The organism is Streptomyces sp. NPDC057302 (assembly GCF_042667685.1).
In the GTDB taxonomy this organism is placed as follows: Bacteria; Actinomycetota; Actinomycetes; order Streptomycetales; family Streptomycetaceae; genus Streptomyces.
Genome location: NZ_JBHUZJ010000002.1, coordinates 1 through 13347, shown reverse-complemented (window position 1 = coordinate 13347; position 13347 = coordinate 1). Strand labels below are relative to the sequence as shown.

General features: G+C 68.8%; 9 protein-coding genes. 6 read left to right on the top strand and 3 right to left on the bottom strand.

The features are described 5' to 3' along the window. Window positions 1-33 precede the first annotated feature (33 nt). The gene (locus ACFUPX_RS01485) at window positions 34-1368 is read left to right on the top strand and encodes a DUF2254 domain-containing protein (protein WP_383313962.1); all 1335 of its coding nucleotides are present in this window, start codon (window positions 34-36) and stop codon (window positions 1366-1368) included. Between the two features lie 29 nt (window positions 1369-1397). Here the strand turns inward: ACFUPX_RS01485 and ACFUPX_RS01480 are convergent, their stop codons facing one another. The 3 genes from ACFUPX_RS01480 to sucC all read right to left on the bottom strand — a co-directional run bounded on the left by ACFUPX_RS01480 (window position 1398) and on the right by sucC (window position 5130). Next, window positions 1398-2966, bottom strand: coding sequence for an aldehyde dehydrogenase family protein (locus ACFUPX_RS01480; protein ID WP_383313959.1), 1569 nt, complete (start codon window positions 2964-2966; stop codon window positions 1398-1400). A 134-nt stretch (window positions 2967-3100) separates the two neighbouring features. Further along, window positions 3101-3979, bottom strand: coding sequence for a succinate--CoA ligase subunit alpha (gene sucD, locus ACFUPX_RS01475; protein WP_383313956.1), 879 nt, complete (start codon window positions 3977-3979; stop codon window positions 3101-3103). 11 nt (window positions 3980-3990) lie between these two features. Beyond that, on the bottom strand, window positions 3991-5130 hold the full coding sequence (gene sucC / locus ACFUPX_RS01470; RefSeq protein WP_383313953.1) for an ADP-forming succinate--CoA ligase subunit beta: 1140 nt from the start codon (window positions 5128-5130) through the stop codon (window positions 3991-3993). A 201-nt stretch (window positions 5131-5331) separates the two neighbouring features. Here sucC and ACFUPX_RS01465 point away from each other — a divergent pair, with 201 nt between their 5' ends. From ACFUPX_RS01465 to ACFUPX_RS01445, 5 genes are all read left to right on the top strand, one after another. Further along, entirely contained in the window at window positions 5332-7026 is a 1695-nt protein-coding gene (locus ACFUPX_RS01465) for a thiamine pyrophosphate-binding protein (protein ID WP_383313950.1), read from the top strand. 12 nt (window positions 7027-7038) lie between these two features. Continuing rightward, window positions 7039-8271, top strand: coding sequence for a formyl-CoA transferase (frc, locus tag ACFUPX_RS01460; protein ID WP_383313947.1), 1233 nt, complete (start codon window positions 7039-7041; stop codon window positions 8269-8271). A gap of 3 nt (window positions 8272-8274) precedes the next feature. Next, on the top strand, window positions 8275-10419 hold the full coding sequence (locus ACFUPX_RS01455) for an acetate--CoA ligase family protein (RefSeq protein WP_383313944.1): 2145 nt from the start codon (window positions 8275-8277) through the stop codon (window positions 10417-10419). Window positions 10420-10544: 125 nt separating this feature from the next. Further along, the gene (locus tag ACFUPX_RS01450; protein ID WP_383313941.1) at window positions 10545-11933 is read left to right on the top strand and encodes an OFA family MFS transporter; all 1389 of its coding nucleotides are present in this window, start codon (window positions 10545-10547) and stop codon (window positions 11931-11933) included. Window position 11934: 1 nt separating this feature from the next. Beyond that, window positions 11935-13311, top strand: coding sequence for an OFA family MFS transporter (locus ACFUPX_RS01445; RefSeq protein WP_383313938.1), 1377 nt, complete (start codon window positions 11935-11937; stop codon window positions 13309-13311). Window positions 13312-13347: the final 36 nt, after the last annotated feature.

Genomic DNA, 13347 nt, shown 5'->3' with positions numbered 1-13347 from the left:
GGCGGCCCGGCCCGCCGCATCTAGAGTCTCACCATGAGTGACGGGCTGATTACTGGAGTGCTCGGTGACGCGAAGGTGCGGCGGCCTCGGCTGCTGTCCCCGTTGCGCGAGCATCTGCGGGACACCATGTGGTTCGCGCCGACCGCGGGACTCGTGGGGGCCATGGTGCTGTGGTGGGCCGCGTCGGCTCTGGACGCGCAGATCGTGGCGGCGGCGCAGGAGGACGGGGACTACGACGCCGTCAAGGATCTGATGGGGATCGCCGAGGACGCCAAGACGGTGATCAGCACCATCGGCTCGGCGATGATGACCTTCATCGGTGTCGTCTTCAGCATTTCGCTGGTGGCCGTGCAGATGGCGAGCGGGCAGTTCAGCCCGCGGGTGGTGCGGCTGTACGTCAGGTCGCGGATCACCAAGATCACACTGACCGTCTTCCTGGCGACGTTCCTCTTCTCCCTGATGACGCTGACGTCATTCGACAGCGAGCGCGATCCGCGCCTGCTCACGAACGTGCCCTTGATCGAGTCGGTCCTGGCCCTGGCCCTGGTGTTCCTGAGCCTGCTGCTGTTCGTGGCGTACGTGAACGGCACGCTCCGCATGATGCGGATCAGCTTCGTCATCGACCGGATCGCCCGGGAGTCTTTCCGGGTGGCCGTGAAACACCCGACCGAAGGCGCGGTGGACGACGAGCGCCTGGGCCCGGCCACCGCCCGGATCACTCACCAGGGGCGGCCCGGAGTGCTGCGGGACGTGCACATCGCCCGGGTGGTGCGGGCGGCCAGACGGCACGGTGTGGTGCTGCGGCTGCTGCCGCGCATCGGGGACTTCGTGGTGCCGGGGACCCCGGTGTTCACCGTCCACGGCGGGGCGGCGCCCTCCCGGCGCGCCCTGCGGTACACGTTCTCCGTGGGCGTGGAGCGCACCTTCCACCAGGACCTCGGCTTCGGTCTTCGCCAGCTCGCCGACATCGCCCTGCGGGCCCTCTCCCCCGCGGTGAACGACCCGACCACCGCCGTGCAGGCCCTGGACCGCATCATCCAGTTCCTGGCGTCGGTGGCCGGATATCCGCTGGGAGCCCTGCGCCACCGTGACCGGCGCGGGGCGGTGCGGATGGTGCAGCCCGTGCCGGACTGGACGGCCCTGGTGGATCTCGGGTTCGCCGAGATCCGGGGCTGCGCGGTCGGCAATCCGCAGGTCACCCGGCGGATGCTGGCCGGCCTCGACGACCTGCTGCGGCTCGCGCCCGAGGAGCGCAGGGAGCCGCTCCTGCGCCACCGCGCGCTGCTCGCGCAGGCGGTGGAACGCACGGTCCCGGAGGCCGCGGACCGTGCGTTCGCGCTGCTGCCCGACCGGCAGGGGATCGGCTGAACCACCCCCGGTCCCCCACCGGTCCGAGCTCACGCCATCAGGTGGTAGCTCGGGAAGTTCCCCGGTGGCCGCTCCATCGCCGGGCCGTGCGTGACCGCCCGTACCAGGAGCTCGCCGCCGACGAACGCGCCGCGCCAGGACGCGCCGAACCCGCCGAACAGCTCGTCCCGGTCACCGCGCGAGCGGGGCTTCCCGCGGCCCGTCTTGAAGGCACGGATCTGCGGCGCGAGGCGTTCGTACGTCGCCGGGTCGTCGGTCGACAGCGTGGCGACCAGCGCTCCGTTCGACGCGTTCATGGCAGCGAGCAGCTCTGCCTCCGTGTCGACCAGGACGATGGTGTCGACCGGGCCGAACGGCTCCGCGTGGTGCAGCGGCGATGAGGGGGGCGGGTTGAGGAGCGTGACGGGATGGACGTACGCGTCCGTGTCCTGGCCCGGCAGGAAGAGGTCCGCCGCGGGGGCGCCCCGGTACAGCGGCACGGCGCCGCGGTCGATCGCCTCCGTCACCTGGTCGCCCAGCTCCTTGGCCTTGGCCGCGTTGATCAGCGGGCCGAAGTCCAGCTGCGGGAACGGGTCTTCGGCGTGCTCGACCGCCAGGGGGTGGCCGACGCGGACGGTGCGCACGGCCGGGAGGTAGGCGGCGAGGAACTGGTCGAAGAGGCCCCGCTGGACGACGAAGCGCGGATACGCGGTGCAGCGCTGCTTGCCGTAGTCGAAGAGCTTGGGGATGACGGCGCCGAGTGCGTCCCAGTCGCTGTAGTTCCAGATGCCCCAGGTGTTGAGTCCTTCCTGTTCGAGGATGTGCCGCTTGCCGAGGTCGGCGACGGCGGTGGCGACGGCGGCGCCCGTGTCACGTCCGCCGACGAAGGAGACGCAGCCGATCTCCGGTGCGCGGACCAGCGCTTCGGACAGTTCGCTCCCGCTGCCGCTCACGAGGGTGACGGGGATACCTTCGCGGGCGGCCAGGGCGCACGCGAGGGTCAGACAGGCGGCGCCGCCATCGGTCGGGGTCTTGGCGATGACCGCGTTGCCCGCGAGTGCCTGTACCAACACTGCGTGAACGAGCACGCTCATCGGGTAGTTCCAGCTCGCGATGTTGGATACGGGCCCGTCCAGCGGGGTCCGGCCCTCGATCATCGGCTCGATGCCGTCGACGTACCAGCGCACGCCGTCGATGGCCCGGTCGACGTCGGCCTGGGCGAGCCGCCAGGGTTTGCCGATCTCCCAGACGAGGAGGAGGGCGAGCAGTTCGCGGTGTTCGGTGAGGGCGTCGAGGGTGGCGCCGACGCGGGCGCGCCGTTCCTCGAGCGGGATGTGGCGCCAGGCGCGGTGCTGGTCGAGCGAGGCGCGTACGGCCTGGTGGGCGGTGGCGGCGTCGAGGCGCGGCGGGCCCGCGATGGGGCTGCCGTCGACGGGGGATGTGGCGGGCAGGGCCCGGCCGTCCGCCTGCCAGGTCCCGTTCCAGAGGTTGAGGACGCGGTCGTCGCGGAAGGCCTCGGGCGCGACGGCGAGGCAGCGCTGCCAGGCGTCGGACCAGGCCGTACCGGCTTTGAGGACGAGGGGATGGGTGGGGGTGTGATGGGTGAGGGTGGGTGCCATTCGGGATTCTCCGCTCACGGTGCACAAGTCGGGGCGGGAGGTGCATGGCTCGCACGGCGGCGCCGCTCGGTTCGCGGTCCGCGCGTGTGCTCGGGGACGCTAGTGCAGTCGGGGACTGCCACCTATGAGTGACATCACGCGCCGAGTTGGTTCAAAACGAGGCGGGCTGTCTCCGTGGGTGTGGCGCCGACCCGCACCCCGGCGGCTTCCAGCGCCTCCTGCTTGGCGCGCGCGGTCCCGGAGGAGCCCGAGACGATGGCTCCCGCGTGCCCCATGGTCTTGCCTTCGGGTGCGGTGAAGCCGGCGATGTAGGCGACGACGGGTTTGGTGACGGCCCGTTGAATGTAGGCGGCGGCGCGTTCCTCCGCGTCGCCGCCGATCTCGCCGATGAGGACGATGAGTTCGGTGTCGGGGTCGTCCTCGAAGGCGGCGAGGCAGTCGATGTGCGTGGTGCCGACGACGGGGTCGCCGCCGATGCCGACGCAGGTGGAGAAGCCGATGTCGCGCAGCTCGTACATGAGTTGGTAGGTGAGCGTGCCGGATTTCGAGACCAGGCCGACGCGTCCGGGTTTGGTGATGTCGGCGGGGATGATGCCCGCGTTGGCCTGTCCCGGGGTGATGAGCCCCGGGCAGTTGGGGCCGATGACGCGGGTGCCCCGTTCCTTGGCGTACGCGTGGAAGGCGACGGAGTCGTGTACGGGGATGCCTTCCGTGATGACGACGGCGAGGCCGATTCCGGCGTCGGCGGCCTCGATGACCGCCGCCTTGGAGAAGGCGGGCGGCACGAAGACCACGGTGACGTCGGCTCCCGTGGTCTCCATGGCGTCGCGGACGGATCCGAAGACGGGGACGGCGCGGTCGTCGAAGTCGACGGTGCGGCCGGCCTTGCGCGGATTGACGCCCCCGACGACGTCCGTGCCCGCCGCGAGCATGCGGCGGGTGTGCTTCATGCCCTCGGCGCCGGTCATGCCCTGGACGAGGACCTTGCTCTCCTTGGTGAGATAGATCGCCATGTCCCGGCTCCTTAGGCTGCGTTGGTGTGACCGGCGAGTTCGGCGGCGCGGCGGGCGGCGCCGCCCATGGTGGTGGCCTGCTGGACGAGGGGGTGGGCGCGCGCGTCGAGGATGGCGCGCCCGCGCACGGCGTTGTTTCCGTCGAGGCGGACGACGAGCGGCTTGGTCAACCGGACGGATTCCAGGGCCTGGACGATGCCGTCGGCGACGGCGTCGCACGCGGTGATGCCGCCGAAGACGTTGACGAAGACGGACTTGACCGCAGGGTCGGAAAGGATGACGGAGAGGCCGTCGGCCATGATCTGGGCGGAGGCGCCGCCTCCGATGTCGAGGAAGTTCGCGGGGCGCGCGCCGCAGCCCGCGACCACGTCGAGGGTGGACATGACCAGGCCCGCTCCGTTGCCGATGATGCCGACCTCGCCGTCGAGCTTCACGTAGTTGAGGCCCTTGGACGCGGCCGCCGACTCCAGGGGGTCGTCGTGCGCGGAGTCGTCGACGCCCCAGCGGGCGTGGCGGAAGCGGGCATTGTCGTCCAGGGTGACCTTGCCGTCGAGGGCGAGGATCTCTCCCTGGGCGGTGCGGACGAGGGGGTTCACCTCGACGAGGAGCGCGTCCTCCCGGGTGAGCACCTGCCAGAGCTTGACCAGTACGCCGGCGGTGGCTTCGGGGAGTTTCGCGGCGGCGGCGATCTCGGCCGCCTTCGCCTCGTCCACACCTGCCGCCGGGTCGATCTCGACGCGCGCGACGGCTTCCGGGCGGTTCGCCGCCACCTCCTCGATCTCCATGCCTCCCTCGGCGGAGGCGATCGCGATGAAGCGTCCTGCCGCGCGGTCCAGTACGTACGAGACGTAGAACTCGGCGTCGATCTCGACGGGTTGGGCCAGCATCACCTTGCGTACGGTGTGGCCTTTGATGTCCATGCCGAGGATCTGCCGGGTCGTGATCTCGGCCGCGGCCGGGTCCGCGGCGATCTTGACCCCGCCCGCCTTGCCGCGCCCGCCGGTCTTCACCTGGGCCTTGACGACGACGCGGCCGCCCAGGCGCTCGGCGCCCGCGCGGGCTTCCTTCGCCGTGTCGGCGACCTCCGCTCGCGGCACCAAGATGCCGTATTCCTCGAAGAGTTCCCTTGCCTGGTGTTCGAACAGGTCCATTCCGGCTCCTGACCGCTGTGTCGATCCGGGGAGCGATCCCCGGACTCCCGAAAAGTGCCGCACGCCCCCTGGACACCACCCACCGGATGCGGGATAACAAGCTTCATACAGTATTCGTCGACTGTATGCAATCTACCGCGAGAGCACCTACGAGCAGCGTGTGAGCGCTCCAACTCCCCTACGAAGGGACAGGACTTCGCCATGCCCGACGGCAGCAGCGACACGAACCAAACCCACATCTCCGGTGGGCATCTGGTCGCCAAGGCACTCAAAGCAGAGGGTGTGGAGGTCATCTACACCTTGTGCGGCGGCCACATCATCGACATCTACGACGGCTGCGTCGACGAGGGGATCGATGTCGTCGACGTACGCCACGAGCAGGTCGCCGCCCACGCGGCCGACGGCTACGCGCGCCTCACCGGAAAACCCGGATGCGCCGTGGTGACGGCCGGGCCGGGAACCACGGACGCCGTCACGGGCGTCGCGAACGCCTTCCGCGCGGAGTCCCCCATGCTGCTCATCGGCGGCCAGGGAGCGCACACCCAGCACAAGATGGGGTCACTTCAGGACCTTCCGCACGTCGACATGATGACGCCGATCACCAAGTTCGCCGCGACGGTGCCGGACACGGCGCGCGCCGCCGACATGGTGTCGATGGCGTTCCGCGAGTGCTACCACGGCGCTCCCGGCCCGTCCTTCCTGGAGATCCCGCGCGACGTGCTCGACGCCAAGGTGCCGGTGGACAAGGCCCGGGTGCCGCAGGCCGGGCAGTACCGCGCCTCCACCCGCTCGACCGGCGACCCCGAGGCCGTCGAGAAGCTCGCCGACCTGCTCGTGCACGCCGAGAAGCCCGCGATCCTGCTCGGCAGCCAGGTGTGGACGACGCGGGGCACCGAGTCCGCCGTCGAGCTCGTACGGACCCTGAACGTGCCCGCCTACATGAACGGCGCGGGGCGCGGCACCCTGCCGCCCGGGGACCCGCACCACTTCCAGCTCTCGCGGCGGTACGCCTTCTCCAACGCCGACCTCATCGTCATCGTGGGGACGCCCTTCGACTTCCGCATGGGCTACGGGAAGCGGCTCTCCCCTGACGCCACCGTCGTACAGATCGACCTCGACTACCGCACCGTCGGCAAGAACAGGGACATCGATCTGGGCATCGTCGGTGACGCGGGGCTCATCCTGAAGTCGGTCACCGAGGCCGCGTCCGGCCGCCTCAACGGAGGCGCTTCCCAGCGCAAGGAGTGGATCGACGAGCTGCGTGCCGCTGAGCAGACGGCCATCGAGAAGCGGCTGCCGAACCTGAAGTCCGACGCCTCGCCGATCCATCCCTACCGTCTCGTGAGCGAAATCAACGACTTCCTTACCGAAGACTCGATCTACATCGGCGACGGCGGCGACATCGTCACCTTCTCCGGGCAGGTCGTGCAGCCCAAGTCGCCCGGCCACTGGATGGACCCCGGACCGCTCGGCACGCTCGGCGTCGGCATCCCCTTCGTGCTCGCCGCCAAGCAGGCGCGGCCCGACAAGGAGGTGGTGGCCCTCTTCGGAGACGGCGCCTTCTCACTGACCGGGTGGGACTTCGAGACGCTGGTCCGCTACAACCTGCCCTTCGTCGGGATCGTCGGCAACAACTCCTCGATGAACCAGATCCGCTACGGCCAGAAGGCCAAGTACGGCGAGGAGCGCCAGCGGATCGGCAACACCCTCGGAGACGTCCACTACGACAAGTTCGCCCAGATGCTGGGCGGCTACGGCGAAGAGGTCCGGGACCCCGCCGACATCGGCCCGGCGCTGCAGCGGGCGCGCGAGTCGGGCAAGCCCTCGCTGATCAACGTATGGGTCGATCCGGACGCGTACGCCCCCGGAACCATGAACCAGACCATGTACAAGTGAGGAGCCCGTGCGATGACGACCAAGGCTCTTGAGGGCGTACGCGTCCTCGACATGACACACGTCCAGTCCGGCCCCTCCGCCACCCAGCTGCTCGCCTGGCTCGGTGCGGACGTGGTGAAGCTGGAAGCGCCCTCCGGAGACATCACGCGCAAGCAGCTGCGTGACCTGCCGGACGTCGACTCGCTCTACTTCACGATGCTCAACTGCAACAAGCGCAGCATCACCCTCAACACCAAGTCCGAACGCGGCAAGGAGCTCCTCACCGAGCTGATCCGGCGCTCCGACGTCATGGTCGAGAACTTCGGTCCTGGCGCCGTGGACCGGATGGGCTTCACCTGGGAGCGCATCCAGGAGATCAACCCGCGGATCGTCTACGCCTCGATCAAGGGCTTCGGAGACGGTCCCTACACCAACTTCAAGGCGTACGAAGTGGTGGCGCAGGCCATGGGCGGCTCCATGTCGACCACCGGCTTCGAGGACGGTCCGCCACTCGCCACGGGCGCCCAGATCGGTGACTCCGGGACCGGCATCCATGCCGTCGCCGGGATTCTCGCCGCCCTTTTCCAGCGGGAGAACACCGGTCGCGGGCAGCGCGTGAACGTGGCCATGCAGCACGCGGTGCTCAACCTGTGCCGGGTCAAGCTGCGCGACCAGCAGCGCCTGGCGCACGGGCCGCTCGCCGAGTACCCGAACGACGACTTCGGGGACGAGGTGCCGCGCTCCGGCAACGCGAGCGGCGGCGGGCAGCCCGGCTGGGCGGTCAAGTGCGCGCCCGGCGGACCGAACGACTACGTGTACGTCATCGTGCAGCCCGTGGGCTGGCAGCCGCTCACGGATCTCATCGGGCGCCCCGAGCTCGCGCAGGACCCCGAGTGGGCCTCTCCGGAGGCGCGGCTCCCCAAGCTCGGCAAGATGTTCCAGCTGATCGAGGAGTGGTCGTCCACGCTCCCCAAGTGGGAGGTCCTGGAGCGGCTCAACGCCCACAACATCCCGTGCGGCCCGATCCTCTCCACCAAGGAGATCATCGAGGACGCCTCGCTGGCCGCGAACGAGATGGTCGTCGAGGTGGCGCATCCGCAGCGCGGCTCCTTCACCACGGTCGGCTCCCCGTTGAAGCTGTCGGACTCCCCCGTAAACGTGGTCAGTTCGCCGCTTCTGGGCGAGCACAACGCGGAGGTCTTCATAGGCGAGCTCGGCCTCGGCGACGAGGAACTGCGCCTGCTCAAGTCGAACGGAGTGATCTGATTGATGGCCGAAGACCGCGCACTGACGGTGCGGGCGCTCCTCGACTCCGTGCGCGCCGCGGGGCGGACCTCGCTGACGGCGCCGGAGGGAAAGATCCTCGCGGACGCCTACGGGATCGCCGTGCCGGGCGAGGAGCTGGCGACGGACGTGGACGAGGCGGTGGCGCACGCGGCCCGCTTCGAAGGCCCCGTCGTCATGAAGATCGTCTCCCCCGACATCCTGCACAAGACCGACGCGGGCGGCGTCATCGTCGGGGTGGAGGGCGCAGCCGACGTACGGGCCGCCTTCTGCGGGATCGTGGACAACGCGCGCGCGTACGCGCCACAAGCACGCATCGAGGGCGTGCAGGTGCAGGAGCTGCTGCCCTCCGGCCAGGAGGTGATCGTCGGGGCGGTGACCGATCCGACGTTCGGGAAGATTGTCGCCTTCGGCCTCGGCGGTGTGCTCGTCGAGGTCCTCAAGGACGTCACGTTCCGTCTCGCGCCGGTCGACGCCGACGAGGCCGCCTCGATGCTGGACTCGATCCGCGCCGCCGAGATCCTGCGGGGCGTGCGCGGCGCGCCGGCGGTGGACCGGTGGGCCGTCGCCGAGCAGATACGCCGGGTGTCCCAACTGGTCACCGATTTCCCGGAGATCGCCGAGGTGGACCTCAATCCGGTGATCGCCACTCCGGAGGGGGCGATCGCCGCGGACATCCGCGTCATCCTCTCCGAAGGGGCCACGAAACAGCGCCGTACGTACACGCGCGAGGAGATGCTCACGTCGATGCGGCGGCTGATGGAGCCCCGCTCGGTCGCCGTGATCGGTGCCTCCAACGAGCAGGGCAAGATCGGTAATTCGGTGATGCGCAATCTCATCGACGGCGGCTTCTCCGGCGAGATCCATCCGGTGAACCCCAAGGCCGATGACATCTTGGGCCGCAAGGCGTACAAGAGTGTCACGGACGTTCCCGGTGAGGTGGATGTGGCGGTCTTCGCGATCCCCGCAAAGTTCGTGGCGTCGGCCTTGGAGGAGGTGGGTCGCAAGGGCATCCCCAATGCGGTCCTGATCCCCTCCGGGTTCGCCGAGACCGGTGAACACGCCCTTCAGGACGAGATCGTGGAGATCGGCGAGCGGCTTGGCGTGCGGCTGCTCGGCCCGAACATCTACGGCTACTACTCGACGTGGCAGGACCTGTGCGCCACTTTCTGCACGCCGTACGACGTCAAGGGCGGGGTCGCCCTGACGAGCCAGTCCGGTGGCATCGGAATGGCCATCCTCGGCTTCGCGCGCACCACGAAGACGGGCGTTTCGGCGATCGTCGGGCTCGGCAACAAGTCCGACCTGGACGAGGACGACCTCCTCACGTGGTTCGGCGAGGACCCCAACACCAAGTGCATCGCCATGCACCTGGAGGACCTCAAGGACGGGCGTGCCTTCGTGGAGGCCGCGCGGGCGACCGTCCCGAAGAAGCCGGTCGTGGTCCTCAAGGCCGGACGTACGGCCGCCGGGGCGAAGGCCGCCGGATCGCACACCGGGGCCCTGGCGGGCGATGACGCCGTGTACGACGACATCCTGCGGCAGGCGGGCGTGATCAGGGCCCCGGGGCTCAACGAGATGCTGGAGTACGCGCGCGCGTTGCCGGTGCTTCCCACCCCGCAGGGCGACAACATCGTGATCATCACGGGCGCCGGCGGCTCGGGTGTGCTGCTCTCCGACGCGGTGACCGACAACGGTCTGCGGCTCATGGAGATCCCGGACGACCTGGACGCGTCCTTCCGGGCGTTCATCCCGCCCTTCGGGGCGGCGGGAAACCCCGTCGACATCACCGGGGGCGAGCCCCCGTCCACGTACGAGGCGACGATCAGGCTCGGCCTTGAGGACCCGCGCATCCACGCGCTCGTCCTGGGCTACTGGCACACCATCGTCACCCCTCCCATGGTCTTCGCCGAACTGACGGCCCGCGTGGTCGCGGAGTTCCGCGAGCGCGGCATCGAGAAGCCCGTCGTGGCATCCCTGGCGGGCGACGTCGAGGTGGAGGAGGCCTGCCAGTACCTCTTCGAGCGGGGGGTCGTGGCGTACCCGTACACGACGGAGAAGCCGGTGGCCGCGCTCGGCGCGAAGTACCGGTGGGCCCGGGCGGCCGGTCGGTTGGGGGGCGGTCGATGAGGTGACCGGTGTTGGGGTCGGCCTGCGGTGCGCGTCGGTCGGCCCCGGGACCCGTGCGCGCACGAAAGGAATTGGACAGGGGGCGCTGGCCAGGATCTTTTCGACGCAAGGGGTGCTGAATCAACATGACCACAACCGACATACACACACCCGTCCCCTACCGGGAGGTGACGGACGCCAACGGCCGGATGTACCGGGTCGGCGAGACCGACATCGACATCATGGGCCGCAGGCGCAAGTGGATGGTCATCCTGCCGTGGGTGGGCATGATGGGCATCAGCTCGGCCGAGTACGCATTCGCCTCTGCCGAGGACACCCTGCACACCGCGCATTCCTGGGGCGACACCCACATCTTCTGGATGCTGGGGGTCTGGGTCTTCTTCCAGGCCGCGGTGGCCTTCCCGGCGGGCAAGCTGCGCGAGAGCGGAAAGCTGCCGGCGCGCTGGGCGATGATGTGCGGCGCTCTCGGCACGCTGCTGGGTTATCTGTCACTGGCGTTCGCGCCCCATGTCGTCGTCGCCTACATCGGCTTCGGCATGTTCAGCGGCATGGGCGCCGGAATGGTGTACGCGACCTGCGTGAACATGGTCGGCAAGTGGTATCCCGAGCGGAAAGGCGGAAAGACCGGATTCGTCAACGGCGGATTCGCCTATGGTTCGGTGCCGTTCGTGTTCCTCTTCACCGGCTATATGGACCTGACGAATTTCCGCTGGGTGCTTGTCAGCGTCGGCCTCTTCCTGGCGGCGATGGTCGCCGTCGCCGGTTACTTCTTCCAGGACCCGCCGAAGAACTGGTGGCCGGCCGACGTCGACCCGCTGCGGCCGCCGGACGACCCGCGGGCCAGGCGCGCGATGGCGATGAACCCGCCCGCCGTGCGGCAGTACACGCCCAGGGAGGCATGGCAGACCGGACGGGTCGCGCTGATGTGGTTCTGCCTGCTGTGCACGTCGGGCGTGAACATCTTCGGCATCGCGTTCCAGGTGGACATCGGGGACGAAGCCGGATTCGCCGGCGGAATCGTCGCCACGGCCATGTCCTTGAAGGCCATCGTCAACGGCACCGGCCGAGGCGTCATCGGCTGGCTGTCGGACCTCTACGGACGCAAACGCTGCCTGATCTTCGTCTGCATCGTCCTGGGACTTTCGCAGTACGGAATCCTGTGGGCCGCGGACATGAAGAACCTCCCGCTGTTCCTGATCTTCTCCAGCATCTCCGGCTTCGGAGGCGGGGCCATCTTCCCGATGTTCGCGGCGATGACGGCGGACTACTTCGGCGAGAACAACAACGCCTCCAACTACGGCCTGGTCTACAGCTCCAAGCTGGTCTCCGGGCTTCTCGGCTCCGGAATGGGAGCCGTCGTGGTGAACAACTGGGGCCACACCGGGGCCTTCACACTGGCCGGTTCCATTTCACTGTTCGCCGGATTCATCGCACTCTTCCTTTCCCAGCCCGGAAGGCCCAAGGACAAGAGCATCACACCCAATCCGCAACCCCTCGGTGAGGAGATGGCCTGATATGACGGCGGAACCCATCGCCGCAAGGAACAAGGCGCCGGAATCCGGCACCCCGTACCGCGAGATCACCGACGAGCACGGCCGCGTCTATCGCGTGGGCGAGACGGACCGGGACATCCTCGGCCACTCCCGCAAGATCATGGTGTATCTGCCGTGGATCGCGATGATGGCCATCAGTGTCTTCGAGTACGCGTTCGGCTCGGCGGAGGACACCCTGTCCCACGCCCACGGCTGGACGCAGTCCAACACCTTCTGGATCCTGAGTGTCTGGGTCTTCTTCCAGGCGGGCATAGCGTTCCCGGCGGGATGGATGCGCGAGAAGGGCATCCTGACGGCGCGGCGCGCCATGTACATCGGGTCGTTCATGTGCCTGATCGGATTCCTCGCCCTGTCGCACCTGCACAACGTATGGCTCGCGATCATCGGGTTCGGCGTCATCGGCGGCGTGGGTTCCGGCCTCGTCTACGCGACCTGCATCAACATGGTCGCCAAGTGGTTCCCCGAACGCCGTGGCGCGAAGACGGGGTTCGTCAACGGCGGCTTCGCCTACGGCTCGCTGCCGTTCATCTTCATCTTCAATTACGCCTTCGACACGGGTAACTACCACCGCGTCCTCGACCTGATCGGCGCGTACATCCTTGTCGTCGTCCTGGCCTGCGCCTTCTTCTTCAAGGACCCGCCGAAGAACTGGTGGCCCTGCGAGGTGGACCCGTTGGCGAAGTCGGGCACGTCGAAGGACGCGGCGAGCCTCGCCAAGAACCCGCCCGCGGTGCGTCAGTTCACACCGAAGGAGGCCATCAGAACGGGCATGCTGCCCCTGATGTGGTTCACCCTCGTCATGACCGCGGGTGTGTCCATCTTCGGGATCTCCTTCCAGGTCGACTTCGCCAAGGAGGTGGGCTTCGGGCCGCTGGTGGCCGCGACGTCGATGGGGCTCATGGCCGTCATCAACGGCATCGGACGCGGAGTCGTCGGCTGGCTCTCCGACATCTGGGGGCGCAAGCCGACCCTGGTGTTCGTGATCCTGGTGCTCGGGCTCTCGCAGTTCGGGGTGATCTGGGCGGGCGACATCCACAGCGAGTGGCTCTTCCTGGTCTTCGCGTTCCTCTCGGGATTCGGCGGCGGCGCGTTCTACCCGATGTTCGCGGCGCTGACCCCGGACTACTTCGGCGAGAACTTCAACGCCACCAACTACGGGCTCGTCTACAGCGGCAAGCTGATCAGCGGCCTGTTCGGCGGCGGGCTCGGCTCGATGGTGGTGGCCGCGTGGGGCTACAACGGCGCGTACGCCCTCGCGGGCGGCATCTCCATGCTGGCGGCGGCCGTCGCGCTGCTGCTCCGCCAGCCGGGGCGGAAGAGAGCTCCGGCGCCCGCCTGACCCCGCCGGCCCCCGTGACGTCGGACAGCTCTCGCC